Below are 14,719 nucleotides of genomic sequence, written 5' to 3' on the forward strand. Positions count from 1 at the left end.
CCGCGGCCGTGCGCGAGCACGGCCGCGGTACCGGGTCAGCGATTGCTGAGCAGGACCTCGGCGATCTGGATGGTGTTGAGCGCAGCGCCCTTACGCAGGTTGTCGCCCGAGATGAACAGGGCCAGGCCACGGCCGTCCGGCACGCCGGGATCCTGCCGGATCCGGCCGACGAGCGAGTCGTCGGCGCCCGCCGCCTGCAACGGCGTCGGCACCTCGACGAGCTTGACGCCGGGCGCCTTGGCCAGGATCTCCTTGGCCTGTTCGACCGAGAGCGGCTGATCGAATTCGGCGTTCACCGACAGCGAGTGCCCGGTGAACACCGGGACGCGCACGCAGGTGCCGCTCACCAAAAGATCAGGGAGCCCGAGGATCTTGCGGCTCTCGTTGCGCAGCTTCTGGTCCTCGTCGGTCTCGCCGGAGCCGTCGTCGACGAGCGAGCCGGCCAGCGGCAGCACGTTGAACGCGATCGGCGCGACGTACTTGTTCGGGGCCGGGAAGTCCAGGGCGCTGCCGTCGTGGGTCAGCTGCTCGGCGTCGTCGATCACCGCGCGCGCCTGCGTCGCGAGCTCTTCCACACCGGCCAGGCCGCTCCCGGACACCGCCTGGTAGCTGGACACGATGAGGCGGCGCAGCCCCGCGATGTCGTGCAGCGGCTTCAGCACCGGCATCGCGGCCATGGTGGTGCAGTTCGGGTTCGCGATGATGCCCTTGGCCAGGTTGCGGGTCTGCTCCGGGTTGACCTCGCTCACCACCAGCGGCACATCGGGGTCCTTGCGGAACGCCGAGGAGTTGTCGATCACGGTGACGCCCGCGGCCGCGAAGCGCGGGGCCTGCACCCGCGACATGGTGGCGCCGGCGGAGAACAGCGCGATATCGAGCCCGGCCGGATCGGCCAGCTCGGTGTCCTCGACGACGATCTCGCCGCCGCGCCACGGCAGCGTCTTACCCGCCGAACGCGACGAGGCGAAGAATCGCACCTCGTCGGCCGGGAAGTTGCGCTCTTCCAGCAGTTTCCGCATGACGGCGCCGACCTGACCGGTCGCGCCGACAACGCCTACTCGGATACCCATGGCTTATCGTCCTGTTCCCGCGTGCACCACGGCGACCTCGTCGCCGCCCAGTTCGAAGGCCCGGTGCAGCACCTTGACGGCCTCGTCCAGTTCGGTGTCCTTGACCAGCACCGAGATCCGGATCTCGGAGGTGGAGATGAGATCGATGTTCACGCCCGCGTCGGCCAGCGCCTCGCAGAATTTGGCGGTGACGCCGGGGTGGCTCTTCATGCCCGCGCCGACCAGCGACACCTTGCCGATGTGGTCGTCGTAGAGCACCTGGGAGAAGCCGATCTCGTCCTGCTGCTTGGTGAGCATCTCGACGGCGCGCGCGCCGTCGGTCTTGGGCAGGGTGAAGGTGATGTCGGTCTTGCCGGTATCGATCTTGGAGATGTTCTGCAGCACCATGTCGATGTTGATCTCGGCGTCGGCGACCGCGCGGAACACCTTGGCGGCGTAGCCCGGCACGTCCGGCAGACCGACCACGGTCACCTTGGCCTCGCTGCGATCGTGCGCGACGCCCGTGAGGATTGCTTGCTCCAAGGGGATGTCCTCCATCGATCCGTAAACGTAGGTGCCCGGCTTGTCGGTATAGGACGAACGCACATGCACGGGCACGTTGTAGCGGCGCGCGTATTCGACGCAGCGCAGCATCAGCACCTTCGCGCCGCAGGCCGCGAGTTCCAGCATCTCCTCGTAGGAGACCTGCTCGAGCCGCTGCGCGTCCGGCACGATCCGCGGGTCGGCGGTGAAGACACCGTCCACGTCGGTGTAGATCTCGCAGACGTCGGCCTCCAGCGCGGCGGCCAGCGCGACCGCGGTGGTGTCGGAACCACCCCGACCCAGCGTGGTGACGTCCTTACTGTCCTGGCTGACGCCCTGGAAACCGGCGACGAGCACGATCTGGCCGTCGTCGAGCGCCTGGCGCAGCCGGCCCGGCGTCACGTCGATGATCTTGGCGTTGCCGTGCGCGCCGGTGGTGATCACGCCGGCCTGAGAGCCGGTGAACGAGCGAGCCTCGGCGCCGAGCGAGTGGATGGCCATCGCGACCAGCGCGTTGGAGATGCGCTCACCCGAGGTGAGCAGCATGTCCATTTCCCGCGCGGGCGGCGCGGGCGCGACCTGCTGGGCGAGGTCGAGCAGTTCGTCGGTGGTGTCACCCATGGCCGAGCAGACGACCACCACGTCGTGGCCCTGCTTCTTCGTCTCGACGATCCGTTCAGCGACGCGCCGGATACGCTCGGCGGTTGCCACCGAGGATCCTCCGTACTTCTGAACAACGAGAGCCACGACAGGGTCCTCCAAGATCGACAACCAGCTGCTAACAGCCACCCAGCGTACCGGCCGTGGTCCAGCGGATCGCCGCTACCTCCTCAGCCGGCCGCCGGGCGGGAGCCCACGCGCTGGTCGGACTTGGTCGCGAACTTCGCGAACAGCCAGTGATATTTGGTGTTCTGGAAGGCCGCGATCCGCCATTCGCCGTCGGCGCGCACCACGATCGTGGTCTGCACCTTCGTGTTGCGCAGTGTGCGGCGGCGCCTTCCTTTGAGCACCGCCCCGCGCCCGTGCACCACCGCGACATCCGGGGTGAGAAAGCGGAAGCCGGTGATCTCCCCGTCCAGGCGGGTGTTCTTCAAGTACTTCTCGAAGACCGGGAGGTGAGACTCGTAGATCTCCCGGCGGCCCTTGCTGTGCGTGCCGAACCAGGTGACGTAGTCGGCGTCCTCGGCGAAGACCGCCGCGAAAGCCGCGGCGTCGCCCTCGTTCCACGCCTTGGCCTGACGGTCGAACAACGCGTGGATGGCGGCCTCGTCTGTGTGCTGCGTGCTGGACATCGCGAACTCCTCGAAAAAACTGACCAGTTCATTAACTGCATTACTCAATAGTTGAGTTAGTAAGATATTGTTCGAGTGAGACTAAGGTGTCAAGCCATGCCGGAGAACGCGGAATCGAAACGAGCCGAACTGGGCGCGGCGTTGACCGTGGCCGCCCAGGTCAGCGCGACGGACGCGGTGATGATGCACCAGGCCGTCGCCGACAAAGCCGGGCTGCACGTGACGGATCTGCGCTGCTTGAACATGCTGCGACTGGGCGGGCCCGCCACCGCGGGTGAGCTGGCCGCCACCGCCGGGCTGACCACCGGCGCGATCACCCGGATGATCGACCGGCTGTTGCAGGCGGGGTATGTGCAGCGCGAACACGACGCGCAGGACCGCCGGCGGGTCATCATCACCGCGGTCCCCGCCCGGATCGACGAGCTGGCCCCGCACTACGAACTGCTGGCCCAGGAATTCGGTGCGGTGACCGCCGACTACACCGACGAGCAACTGGAACTCTTGCTCGAGCTGTTCGGGCGGCTGCACGAGACATCGGTTCGAGTCACCAAGGCCTTGCGCACCGCCGAGGACTGAGCGATGGCGCACGATGGAGTGATGAAGAGCACGGTATTAGCGGTGACCACCGGACGGACCGAGGTCGTGCAGGACATCACCGGGGAGTGCGCGTCGTTCGTGCGCGAAGCCTCCGGTGGCGGTGACGGACTGCTCAATGTGTTCGTGCCGCACGCGACGGCCGGGATCGCGGTCATGGAACTCGGCGCGCGCAGCGACGACGATCTGCTCGCGGCGCTGCGCGAGCTGCTGCCCGCCGACGATCGCTGGCGGCACGCGCACGGATCGCGCGGGCACGGACGCTCGCACGTGATGCCCGCCCTGATCGCGCCCTACGCCACGCTCCCGGTGATCGACGGCGCGCTGGCCCTGGGCACCTGGCAGTCCGTCGCACTGGTCGACCTGAATGTCGACAACCCCGACCGCCAGGTGCGCCTGTCCTTCCTCAGCGACTAGATCCTGTCTCGAAGTCCGGCCGGACCACGGAAGCGCCAATGGGACTGCGAGACAGGGGCCTAAGGCCGGACGAGGCGGAAGAACCCGCGCACCCGCTCGACCAGCGACTCCGGCTGCTCCATGGATCGCCGAGTATCCCCGGCCGGTGCGTTGCATCTCCTGCTCGGCCGCGAGGTTCGCCTGCTCCGCGGGCGTCGGATCGTCGAACGCGCCCGCCGCGACGGAGCCCAGGTTCAGGTGCACGCCGGCGACCCGCTCGGGCGCCACCTCGCCCAGCGCGCCGGACACCGCCGAACCCCAGTCACCGCCCTGTGCGCCGTACCGTTCGTAACCCAGCGAGACCATCAACGTGTCCCAGGCGCGCGCGATGCGCGTGACGCCCCACCCGGTCGTCGACGGCTTGTCGCTCCACCCGTACCCGGGCAACGACGGCGCGACCACGTGGAAGGCGTCCGCCGGGTCGCCGCCGTGCGCGCGCGGGTCGGTCAGCGGGCCGAGCACCGCCAGGAACTCGAGCACCGACCCCGGCCACCCGTGGGTGAGCACCAGCGGGAACGCGTCCGGCTCCGGCGAGCGGACGTGCAGGAAGTGGATGCCCAGCCCATCGATGGTGGCGCGGTACTGCGCGAAATCGTTCAGCACCCGCACCTGCGCCCACCGGGCCGGCGTCGCGGCCTACCGGAGCCGGCGCAGCCCGCGTTGCGGGTCGGCCGCGGACAGCCGGGCGAGTTCGGTGCGGTTGGCCACGCCGAGTTTGGCGTAGACGTGCGCCAGGTGGGTCTTCACCGTGCCGCGGCCGATGAACAAACGCGCGGCGATATCGGGGTTCGACAGTCCAGCGACCGCGAGATCGACGACGGAACGTTCCATCGGAGTGAGGCTGGCCCAGCCCGACGCCGGGCGGTTGCGTTTGCCGCGCGCTTTGGTCGCGTAGTCGATGGCCGGTTCGAGTCCCATGGCGCGGCCACGTTCCCGCAACTCGGTCGAATCCGGTACGGCGACAGTGGAATCCAGCAGTGATCGAGCGAGCTCGGCGGACGGCCCAGGGGCCGAACCGGTGTCGGCGCGGGCCCGTTCGGCCGCGCCGAGCAGCACCGCGGCCGAATCGGCGGTGCCACGGCGCGCGAGGGCCACCGCGAGCGACTCCAGGCTCGTCACGCAGCCGAGTACCAGGTCGTGTGCGGAACGAATACGCAGCGCCTCGTGATGCAACCGCAGCGCCTGCTCGATATCGCTGTGGTGCAACAGGAATGCTTGCTGATCGAGCATCTCGGCGTGCACCGAGGGCAGTGCGCGCAGCATCGGTGTCGCGGCCAAGGTCTCGAGTAGCGCTGCAGCCGAATCGGTTTCGGCCGGACTCGCACCTTCGGGCACGTCCGGCGCGGCTTCGGCGCGCAACCGCAACGCCGTCGCCAGCACCACCTGGGTCCACGGCGTCAGCACCCCGTCGGCAGCCGTGCCGGGCGTGCGTCCCTCCCGGCGGCACCACTCGACCGCCTCCTCGGGACGGCCCGCCGCCAGCGCCGCCAACGCGTGCACCCGCTCCCAGCCGGGCACGAACGGCGTCGCCTCCCCCTCGAGCAACCGATCGATCGGCTCGAGGGCCGCGGCCGCCGCGTCGAGTCGTCCCTGTCGCACCCGTATTTCGGCGAGCGCCGCCCGCGCCGAGCCCAGGTGATGGAAGTCGTGCAACGGGGCGGCGGTGGCGACGGCCTGCTCCGCGATCTCGGCGGCGCGGGTCAGCGCGCCCGACTGCGCGGTCGCGGTGGCCAGCCAGGTCAGTGCGAAGGAGGCGAAGCCGCGGTCGTTGCGCTCGCGCATGCCGACCAGCGCCGCGTCGAGTTGTTCGACGGCCGCGCGATATTCGTCGCGGAACAGGTGGATCAGGCCGGTCAGCGCTTGCATGGAATCCGCGACGAACCCGTCCGCGGCGTGCACGGCCTCCCGGTGCAGCGCTTCGGCGTCGGCGTAGGCCCGGTCCAGGTCGATACCGAGTTGCTCTACCGCGCACAGCGAGCGGGCCAGCCGGCCGACCGGCTCGGCACCGATCTCGGCGGCCAATTCCGCTGCGGCACGGGCCGATTCGTATCCGACGAAACCGTAGACGCCGGTGTCGCAGACCAGCGCCAACCCGGCCAGTACCCGCGCTTGCAGCTCGTCGCGCGCCCCGGCTCCGCGAGCGACGGCGGTGCGCAGCACCCGGACGCCCTCGAGGCCGCGCGGTTCGAGGTACCAGAACCAGGCCATCGCGGCGGCGAGCCTGCGCCCCGCGGTCGGATCGTCGCGACCCAATCCCCAGTCGAGAGCGGCACGAATGTTGGGGAGCTCCTCGGCGATTCGGACCCGCCACGCGTCCTGATCGGTGCTGCGCACGGCTTCGGCCCCCTCGACCACCGCGAGGTAGGCCGCGAGGTGGCGGTCGCGCAGTTCTTCGGTTTCGGCGGCCTCGGCGAGGCGCTGTAACGCGTAATCCCTTACTACGCCGAGCATTCGGTAGCGAGCCACCGGGCCGGTGGTGTCGGCGGAGACCAGTGACTTGTCGATCAACCCGCGTAGCGTGCGCAGCGCACGGCCCGGCCGCTCGTCCAGCGCGACCACCGCCTCGGCGGCGAAGTCCGGCTCGAGCACCCCGAGCCTGCGGAACAGCACCCGTTCGTCGTCATCGAGCAGGTCGTGGCTCCAGCGCATGGATTCCGCGAGCGTCTGTTGCCGGAACGGCGCCGTGCGCGCGCCACCTTCGAGTACCGCGTACGGCTCGTGCAGCACGTCCGCGAGTTGCGGCAGCGACAACGTGCTCGCCCATCCCGCGGCCAGCTCGAGGGCGAGCGGCAGCCGGTCGAGCCGATCGCAGATCCGGCGGGCCGCGGTGCGCACCTGCGCCGAGGCCTGCGCCGGTTGCGCCCGTTCGAGCAACAGTGTCAACGCGTCCGCCAGCGCGAGGGCGGGCACCCGACGCACCTGCTCGCCGCCGACCCCGAGCGGCGCGCGACTGGTGGCGAGCACGCCGAGCCGTGGGCAACGGCCGAGCAAGCTGGTGACCAGCGCTGCGACCGCGGCGCCGAGCTGCTCGCAATTGTCCAGTACCACCAGTGTTTCGCGGTCGGCCAGCCCGCGCGCCACCGTCGCGACCGGATCCGCACCGACCGGCACCGGCACGCCGAGCGCCGCGGCGACTCGATACGCGACGGCGGCATCGTCGTGTTCGTCCTCCAGTGCGACCCAGCAGACGCCGTCCGGCCACGCGGCCGCGACGGAGCGGCAGACCCGCAGCGCGAGCCGGGTCTTGCCGCAGCCGCCGGGCCCGGCGAGGGTCACGACCGTGCCCGGCGCGACCACAGCGGTGATCGCCGCGAGTTCTTCGGTCCGGCCGACGAACGAGGACAGCTCGGCGGGAAGTGTGTCGATGGCGGCTGACATTGCGTCAGCAGTCTGACACGCCGGTCCGGCGGGTGCGAGCCACGAGCTGTGCCATTCCGTCTTCCGGATATCGGCCAGCTGGCAGATGTTCCGCGACCCGAGCGGCGGAAGTATTCATGCCAACGACGCGGACGGCGTCACAGACCAGAAGGAACAGACCATGATCAACACGGGAAACCGCCGGGTAGTCGCCAATATCACCCTCTCGCTGGACGGCCGGACCAACGGCCCGGGCGGCGACTACGACATGAGCTGGATCGTGCCGCACGCGGTGAGCGACACCGCGCGCGACCGAATGGTCCAGATGGCCGAGGCGGCCACCACCGCCTTGCTCGGCCGCAAGAACTACCAGGGTTTCGGCGGCTACTGGCCGGTCGTCGCCGCCGACGCGGACGCCGACCCGCGCGACCGCGCGTTCGGCCAGTGGCTCGACAAGGTGGAGAAGGTCGTCTTCTCCGGCACGCTCACCGAGGCGGCGTGGCAGCATTCGCGGATCGCCGACACCGATCCCGTGGCGACCGTCCGGCAGTTGCGTGCCCAGCCCGGCGGCGACATCGTCGTGCTCGCCAGCGGCAGCATCATCAAGGCGCTGCTCGCGGCGGACGAGGTCGACCGGATCACGATCACGCAGTGTCCCGAGGTGGCCGGTGGCGGCGCGCGCCTGTTCGAGGACGGCTTCCCCGCGACGAGCTGGACGCTGACCGATCTGTCCAGCACCGAGACCGGCGCGCTGTACCTGATCTACGACCGGGTCCGCGGCGCGTGAACCGCCGAATGGCGGCGGACGCAGCGAAAAGCGCTGGGCCGCCGCCATTGTCGGGTCAGGCGCGGGTGAACCAGGTGACCTGGTTGCCGTTGCCGAACTCGCGGCGCGCGGTCGGCGTGAACAGCGTCGGCTGGAACGCGCCGTCGAAGGCGCGCACGCCCTGGCCCGCGACCACGGGGTAGCTCTTGATCACCAGCTCATCGATCTCATCGAGCAACGCGGCAGCCAGTTTGCCGCCGCCGGCCAGCCAAATGTCCTTACCCTCTTCCTCTTTGAGCCGCTGAACCAGCGCGAGCGGATCGGACTCGACCAATTCCACTGCGGGATCATCGATCCGGCCGAGCGTGCTCGACACCACGTACTGCCGCATATGGCCGTACGGGCTGGTGAGCCCCACCGCCAGGGCCGGTTCGTAGGTGCCCCGGCCCATCACCAACGTGTCGAACCGCTGGTTCGGCGCGTCGACGGCGACACCGAAGTGCGGCCGCGCGTGCGTGGGCAGGGTCTCGGGATAGTCCTGCCCGATCCACGCGACGAAGTCCTCGGGCAACGGATAGAAGCTGATGTCGCCGTCGGGTGCGGCGATGTAGCCGTCGAGCGACATGCCGACGAAGTAGGTGAGTTTTCGCATTACAGAGCCTCTTTCGTAGGGGGAGCGATCAGGCGCGGGTGAACCAGGTGACCTGCGCGCCGTTGTCGAATTCCTTGCGCCGGTCCGGGGTGAACAGGGTCGGCTGGAACGCGCCGGCAAAGGCCGAGATCCCGCTGCCCGCGACCACCGGGTAGCTCTTGATGATCAGTTCATCGAGTTCGCTCAGCAGCTGTGCGGCGAGGTTGCCGCCGCCGCACAACCAAATGTCGCCGCCCTCTTCCTTTTTGAGCCGCTGAACCAGCGCGAGCGGGTCGGACTCGACCAATTCCACTGCGGGATCGTCGATCCGGCCGAGCGTGCTCGACACCACGTACTGCTTCAAATGGGCGTACGGGCTGGTCATACCCATGGCCAGGCCGGGTTCGTAGCTGCGGCGACCCATCAGCACGGTGTCGCACCGCGTGTTCGGCTGATCCAGAGCCACGCCGACCTGCGACCGGAGTCCGGTCGGGACGAACTCCGGATACTCCGCGTTCAACCAGCGGCCCATCTCGTCGCTTTGCGGATAGAAGTCGTACTCCCCCGCCGGACCTGCGATGTAGCCGTCGAGCGACACGGCGACGTAGTAGACAAGCTTTCGCATTCCGGTACCACCTAAACTGTTGTACTCTATTTGTAGTGGTCAGAATGTAGTACTATGGATGGAGTGGTGTCAAGTGCGGACCAACAACGAGCGCAGGCAGGCGTTGCTCGACGCGGCCATCGAGGTCCTGGCCAGGGACGGCGCGCGCGGCCTCACCTTCCGCGCGGTGGACAAGGACGCGGGAGTGCCCGCGGGTACCGCGTCGAACTACTTCGCCAACCGCGACGATCTGCTCACCCAGGCCGGCGGGCGCTTCTACGAACGACTGCAGCCGAGCGAGGCCACCATGGCCGAACTCGCCACGGGGCCGCAGACCCGCGAGCACATCGTCACGCTGATGAAAGAGGTCGTGGGTCGCATCGAGGCCTTCCGCACCGGTTACCTCGCGCTACTGGAGTTGCGCCTGGAGGCGACCCGGCGGCCCGAGCTGCGGGCGGTGCTGACCGATCGGGTGCGCGCCGACATCGAGTTCAACGTGCGCAATCACCTCGACGCCGGGCTGCCCGGTGACGAAAAGTCGGTCCTACTGCTCTATCTCGCGTTGAACTGGCTGATCGTGGACCGGCTCACGCTGCCCGAGGTATTCACCGAGGAGCAGAGCCAGGACCTCATCGAGGCGGCGGTGGATCGGGTCATCCGGGGCTGAGACCAAACGGTCGCAACGACCGGAAACCCGGTGAGCGCCGTCACACCCATTCGATAATGAGTCGATGATGGCGAAGGTCGGCGACCGGTTGCTCGTGCACGGACACGTGGTGGGACGGGGTGATCGGCACGGGGAGATCATCGAGGTGCGCGGCCCGGACGGGTCGCCGCCCTATCTCGTCCGCTACACCGACGGGCGCGAATCCCTGGTGTATCCGGGGCCGGACGCGATAGTCGAACCGGCGGACTGAAGATCGCGACGCCCCTCGAACCTTCCACGCGGAAGCTGTACACCGCGTAGTCGATCTTCACCTCGAACACATAAGTGCACGTCGCGGGTGTGTACGAACCACCAATCCGTACCAGAAGGTTGACGGACCGAGAAGTGCTGGAGACAATCGGGCCGTTGTCCATCGGGGGTCGGAAGGTTTTTCATGCGCACCAGAACCGATATCCGATTCGTCGTCGACGCCGATTCCGCACAGGTACTCGATGCCCTGGCCGCCGTGGAAATGCTGCCGGAATGGTCACCCGGTTATACCGATGCCCGCGTCGCGTCCCGTGACGAAGCGCGACGGCCACTGCGCGTATTCGTGAAGACCGAAATCCTGGGCAGCTCCGATATGCAGGTGCTGGAATACGATTGGGCCGAAGATCGGGTGTCCTGGCAGGTCACCGACAGCACCAGGAACGCGAGGGGCGGCGGCTTCTTCGAGATCTCCGAGGGCGCGGACGGCACCCGGGTCTGGTATCACGCGGAGATCTACTTACCCATCCCGGTGCCCGGTCTACTACTCAAGCGCACCGTGCGAAAGCTCAACGAGACCGCGGTGCAGAATTTCATCGAGTTTGCCGAAAGGTTTCCGGAAACGGAAAACTTTCAAGCCGTATAGCCATGACGAATAACCACGACCGCGTGCGCCTTGAGAGAAATCACCGCCACGCGCGCCCCGCCTGACCGGCATAGACGGCGTCCGAGTGCGACGATGTGCACCATGATCGGTTCCAAACGGGTGCGGCTTCAGCCGGTGGCCGAGGGTGCGTCGGTGACGCAGCTCGAGCTGTTCTTCGACCTGGTGCTCGTGTTCGCATTCACCATGGTCACCGACCTGGCGGCGGAGGAGACCAGCGCGAAGAACCTGCTGCGCGCTTTCCTCGTGCTCGCCCTGATGTGGTGGCTGTGGATTTCCTTCTCGTGGCTGGGCAACGTGATCCGGGCCGACGAGGGCTTCGCCAGGGTCGCGATGTTCACCGCGATGGGCGGTGCGTTCCTCGCCGCGCTCACCATCCCCGAGGCGTTCCACGACCTCGCTGGCGGTTGGTTCGGCCCGCTGGTGTTCGCCATCGCATATCTGGTCGTACGGTTGGTGCACGTCTTCATGTTCTGGCTGGCCAGCGCCCAGGACGCGCAGTTGCGCACCCAGGTGCTGCGCTGGTCGCTCGGCTCGATCACGATGGGCACCACGCTGCTGGTGATCGCCGCGATGACCGAGGGCAGGGTGCAGATCGCGCTGTGGATCGCGGCCATCGCCGGTGACTACCTGTGGACGATGATCGCGGGCAACGACTGGCGGTTGAACTCGGCCAGCCACTTCGCCGAGCGGTACGGGCTGATCATCATCGTCGCGCTCGGCGAATCGATCGTCTCCATCGGCATCGGTGTGGCCGGGCTGCCGATCTCCTGGCCGATCACGGTGGGCGCGCTGCTCGGGCTGGCGATCTCGGGTCTACTCTGGTGGACCTATTTCGACGTGGCCGCGCTGTCCATCGAACACGAGCTCAAACACGCCACCGGCGCGCGGCAGATCCAAATCGCGCGGGGCGCCTACACCTTCTGGCATTTCCCGATGATCGTCGGCATCATCGGGCTGTCCCTGGGTTTGAAGAAGGTGCTCTACTACGTGGGCGACACCTCGCACCACACGTTGAAAGACGCGCTCTACGGCATCCCGCTGTTCGCGTTGTACGGCGGTGTGGTGCTGTATCTGGTCGCGCTGATCGGGGCGAAACACTATGCGACAGGGGCGATCAGCGTGCCCCGGGTGGTCACCGTCGTGCTGTTGCTCGCGCTGATCCCGCTCGCCGCGGCGCTGCCCGCACTGATCTCACTGAGCATCCTCTGCGCGGTGCTCGCGGTGCTGACCCTGTTCGAAACCGTACGATTCGCCCAGCCCCGCGACCAGATCAGGCACGGCGTACCTGACTGAGTTTGTGCGCGACACCGTGTTCGGCCGCCGTCGGCCCATACGCCGACGGCGCCACCCGGATCCCGTCGCGCACCGCGTCCCGGATCTGATCGATGTTCTCCCGCAACACATCCGAGACGAGCTCGTCGGTGCGCGGATCGGCGAGCACCTGGAAGACGATGCGGAACGTGGTGTCGGCGATCAACCGGATGATCTCGTCGTGGAACGGGATGTAGCGCACCCGGCCGGCCTGCGGGTCCTTCTTGATCAGCTCGAGGATCATCTCGTCCATCTCGGCCCGGTTCTCCTCCAGCGCCGCCGCGATGTTGCGGGTGTAGTGGCCGGTGCGCAGCACGTGCGCCACCTCGTCCATCACCGCGATCGTCATCGGGCGCTTGATCACGTCCACGATGGTCGTCACGAACCGGTTGACCACCGCGGCCGTGATCCGGTCGCCGAAGATCCGGTCGGCGACGCGGCCGAGCCGGACCAGGATCACCACGATCCGCAGCAGTCGGAACCCCCGGAAGAACGGACTGGTCACCGGGATCATGCCGAGGACCTCGTACCAGTAGACGAACGGGAACGTCCACGGCCAGCCCGCCCGGCGCCAACGCCACAGGAACTCGACCGCGAAGATCCCGCAGATCGACCAGTCGACGAGCACGATCACCCGATGCGTCTGCGTGGCGACCGGGAAGAAGGTGATCCAGACGACCAGCACCACCGAGACGATCGCCAGCGCGAGCATCACGAAATCGGTCCACAGCGCGGGCGGCTTGCGCGGGTAATCGCCCTCCGGAAGCTCCTCGCCGACCGGAGTGGGGCTGACATAGGCCACGACGCGGATCCCTTTCGACACTGAATGGTCAGGCCGAGGGTAGTACGCGGCCCGCGCGACGGCACGGACCGCGCGACGGCGCTACTTCCCCTGGCGGATGATCGCCTCGATATTGCGTTCGGCGAGCGCGGCGATGGTCAGCGACGGGTTCACCGTGCCGGTGCTGCCCGGGATCGCGGCGCCGTCCATCACGTACAGACCGGGATGGCCGTGCACCCGGCCGTAGCCGTCGGTGGCCCGGCCGAGCACCGCGCCGCCCAGCGGATGCGCGGTGAACAGGGCGTTGGCGTCGTAGCCGAGCGCACCGTATTCCAGGACGGCGTCGGCCCTTTCGGCGATCCGGTGATCGACCGCGCGGGCGGCCGCCACCATCTCCGCGCGGTTCTCGGCGGGCCAGCTCAAGCCGACCCGGTTCGCCGCGCGGTCGTAACCGAACCGCGCGCGCGTCCCGTCGAGCACCATGCCGAGCGAGGCCAGCGCACCCGTCTCGAACGGGATACCGGGGATGTACCAGCTCTCCAGGGTGAGCGGCGCGCCCGATTCGTCGAAGATCCGGCTCGCGCTCGGCACGCCCTGCCCGAGACCGGCCAGCGCGCTCGCGCCGCGGCCGAGCACCACGTCACCGTTGGTGCCCCAGCCGTCGCCGATGTGCTCGTTGAGGTTGGGCAGGGTGCCGGTGGCCTGCGCGCGGACCAGCAGTTCCGAGGTGCCGACCGAGCCGGCGCCGAGGAACAGCTGATCGCAGGTGAGGGTGCGGGTGCCGAGCACCTCGCCGGTCGGCGCGAGCTTCGTCACGGTCAGCGAGTACCGGCCGCCCGGCTCCTGGGCGATCGACTCCACCTGGTGACCGGGGAAGATCGCGGATCGGCCGGTGCCCTGGGCGTAGCGCAGGTAATTCTGGTTCAGGTCGAACTTCGCGCCGTTGGAGTTGCCCAGGTTGCTGCGCGCCGCGGTGCCAGACGGACGGGAGCCGCCGCCGAGTTCGGCGCGCAGGATGTCCCAGTTGAAGATCGAGTCGTTGGGCAGCGGCTGGTAGCCGGCCTTGCGCACCTGATCGTCCCAGGCCCGGGAGTGCGTGAACGGTGTCGAACCGTAGATGTCCGGCGGCATCGTGTTCAGCCGCAACATCTCCCGCACCCGCGGGTAGTAGACGCGGTCCAGCTCGCCGTAGTCGACGGTGCCGCCGAAGACGTGGTCGAAGAAGCGACGCTCCGGGGCGACCATCGCCCCGGTGAAGATCACCGAGCCGCCGCCGACCGCCGCCGCCCGCCAGACATCGATGCCGGGGTAGCTGGTGCAGTCGAGCACGCCGCCGAAGCTCGCGAAATGCACCGGCACCTTGGAGACACCGGTGAAGCTGGTGCGATGCCAGAAACCACGGCCGTCGGGCAGGTCATCGCCGGTGAAGATCTCGCGCCAGGGATCGTTGGGCCAGCGGGAGCCGCGTTCGAGCACCGTGTTCGCGATACCGGCCTCGGCCAGCCGCAAGGCGGTGACCGCGGCGCCGAAGCCGGAGCCGATCACGATCGCCGGCGAATGCTCGGGCGGATCGGGCAGCGGGGCAAAGATTTCCGGCACCCAGGCCTGGAACAGCAGATTCCAGACGGGATCCGCGGACCCCACGCCGGCCGTCAGCGACGAAGCCGAACCCGCGGCAGCGCCCAGCAGGGCGGCTGCACCCGCAGCTTTGAAGAAGGCGCGTCTACGCACCCAGCCACCTCCCTCATCACGCAT

The 14,719-nt window shown here is 68.3% G+C and carries 15 protein-coding genes and 1 pseudogene; 7 read left to right on the top strand and 9 right to left on the bottom strand.

All coding sequences use genetic code 11. The annotated features are described in order from the left end of the window. Nucleotides 1–35: 35 nt before the first annotated feature. The 3 genes from TY25_RS07165 to TY25_RS07175 all read right to left on the bottom strand — a co-directional run bounded on the left by TY25_RS07165 (nucleotide 36) and on the right by TY25_RS07175 (nucleotide 2,884). The gene (locus tag TY25_RS07165; RefSeq protein ID WP_042255028.1) at nucleotides 36–1,070 is read right to left on the bottom strand and encodes an aspartate-semialdehyde dehydrogenase; all 1,035 of its coding nucleotides are present in this window, start codon (nucleotides 1,068–1,070) and stop codon (nucleotides 36–38) included. A gap of 3 nt (nucleotides 1,071–1,073) precedes the next feature. Then, on the bottom strand, nucleotides 1,074–2,339 hold the full coding sequence (locus TY25_RS07170) for an aspartate kinase (protein WP_014981150.1): 1,266 nt from the start codon (nucleotides 2,337–2,339) through the stop codon (nucleotides 1,074–1,076). Nucleotides 2,340–2,422: 83 nt separating this feature from the next. After that, nucleotides 2,423–2,884 (bottom strand): SgcJ/EcaC family oxidoreductase, encoded by a 462-nt coding sequence (locus tag TY25_RS07175; RefSeq protein ID WP_042255029.1) that lies wholly within the window; start codon nucleotides 2,882–2,884, stop codon nucleotides 2,423–2,425. A gap of 96 nt (nucleotides 2,885–2,980) precedes the next feature. On the opposite strand from TY25_RS07175, the gene TY25_RS07180 reads away from it, so the two are divergent. Both TY25_RS07180 and TY25_RS07185 read left to right on the top strand, forming a co-directional pair. Then, nucleotides 2,981–3,460, top strand: a complete 480-nt coding sequence (locus tag TY25_RS07180) for a MarR family winged helix-turn-helix transcriptional regulator (RefSeq protein WP_014981148.1) — start codon at nucleotides 2,981–2,983, stop codon at nucleotides 3,458–3,460. Nucleotides 3,461–3,481: 21 nt separating this feature from the next. After that, entirely contained in the window at nucleotides 3,482–3,895 is a 414-nt protein-coding gene (locus TY25_RS07185) for a secondary thiamine-phosphate synthase enzyme YjbQ (protein ID WP_042255031.1), read from the top strand. A 144-nt stretch (nucleotides 3,896–4,039) separates the two neighbouring features. Here the strand turns inward: TY25_RS07185 and TY25_RS41485 are convergent. Then, a pseudogene (locus TY25_RS41485) lies at nucleotides 4,040–4,543 on the bottom strand (epoxide hydrolase family protein); the annotation flags it as partial. A 27-nt stretch (nucleotides 4,544–4,570) separates the two neighbouring features. Then, nucleotides 4,571–7,312 (bottom strand): helix-turn-helix transcriptional regulator, encoded by a 2,742-nt coding sequence (locus tag TY25_RS44550; RefSeq protein ID WP_052382852.1) that lies wholly within the window; start codon nucleotides 7,310–7,312, stop codon nucleotides 4,571–4,573. Nucleotides 7,313–7,472: 160 nt separating this feature from the next. On the opposite strand from TY25_RS44550, the gene TY25_RS07200 reads away from it, so the two are divergent. Continuing rightward, entirely contained in the window at nucleotides 7,473–8,078 is a 606-nt protein-coding gene (locus TY25_RS07200; RefSeq protein ID WP_042255232.1) for a dihydrofolate reductase family protein, read from the top strand. Nucleotides 8,079–8,133: 55 nt separating this feature from the next. Here the strand turns inward: TY25_RS07200 and TY25_RS07205 are convergent, their stop codons facing one another. After that, nucleotides 8,134–8,709 (bottom strand): dihydrofolate reductase family protein, encoded by a 576-nt coding sequence (locus tag TY25_RS07205; RefSeq protein ID WP_042255035.1) that lies wholly within the window; start codon nucleotides 8,707–8,709, stop codon nucleotides 8,134–8,136. Nucleotides 8,710–8,737: 28 nt separating this feature from the next. Beyond that, nucleotides 8,738–9,313 carry a dihydrofolate reductase family protein gene (locus TY25_RS07210; RefSeq protein WP_042255038.1) on the bottom strand — a complete coding sequence of 192 codons (576 nt, stop codon included), beginning with the start codon at nucleotides 9,311–9,313 and terminating at the stop codon, nucleotides 8,738–8,740. A 58-nt stretch (nucleotides 9,314–9,371) separates the two neighbouring features. On the opposite strand from TY25_RS07210, the gene TY25_RS07215 reads away from it, so the two are divergent. The 4 genes from TY25_RS07215 to TY25_RS07230 all read left to right on the top strand — a co-directional run bounded on the left by TY25_RS07215 (nucleotide 9,372) and on the right by TY25_RS07230 (nucleotide 12,165). Continuing rightward, a complete protein-coding gene (locus tag TY25_RS07215) occupies nucleotides 9,372–9,959 on the top strand; it encodes a TetR/AcrR family transcriptional regulator (RefSeq protein WP_042255039.1) in 588 nt (195 codons plus the stop codon). Between the two features lie 64 nt (nucleotides 9,960–10,023). Further along, the gene (locus TY25_RS07220) at nucleotides 10,024–10,209 is read left to right on the top strand and encodes a DUF1918 domain-containing protein (RefSeq protein WP_042255040.1); all 186 of its coding nucleotides are present in this window, start codon (nucleotides 10,024–10,026) and stop codon (nucleotides 10,207–10,209) included. Nucleotides 10,210–10,392: 183 nt separating this feature from the next. Further along, the gene (locus tag TY25_RS07225) at nucleotides 10,393–10,851 is read left to right on the top strand and encodes an SRPBCC family protein (RefSeq protein ID WP_042255041.1); all 459 of its coding nucleotides are present in this window, start codon (nucleotides 10,393–10,395) and stop codon (nucleotides 10,849–10,851) included. A gap of 102 nt (nucleotides 10,852–10,953) precedes the next feature. Continuing rightward, nucleotides 10,954–12,165 (top strand): low temperature requirement protein A, encoded by a 1,212-nt coding sequence (locus TY25_RS07230; RefSeq protein ID WP_042255233.1) that lies wholly within the window; start codon nucleotides 10,954–10,956, stop codon nucleotides 12,163–12,165. On the opposite strand, the gene TY25_RS07235 is transcribed toward TY25_RS07230, so the two are convergent. Then, nucleotides 12,143–12,985: an ion transporter gene (locus tag TY25_RS07235; protein WP_052382853.1), complete on the bottom strand. Its 843-nt coding sequence runs from the start codon at nucleotides 12,983–12,985 to the stop codon at nucleotides 12,143–12,145. The genes TY25_RS07230 and TY25_RS07235 overlap by 23 nt on opposite strands. Before the next feature lie 81 nt (nucleotides 12,986–13,066). Then, nucleotides 13,067–14,695: a GMC oxidoreductase gene (locus tag TY25_RS07240; RefSeq protein WP_042255235.1), complete on the bottom strand. Its 1,629-nt coding sequence runs from the start codon at nucleotides 14,693–14,695 to the stop codon at nucleotides 13,067–13,069. Nucleotides 14,696–14,719: the final 24 nt, after the last annotated feature.

This window comes from Nocardia brasiliensis NBRC 14402, assembly GCF_000308475.2.
Taxonomy (GTDB): Bacteria; Actinomycetota; Actinomycetes; order Mycobacteriales; family Mycobacteriaceae; genus Nocardia; species Nocardia brasiliensis.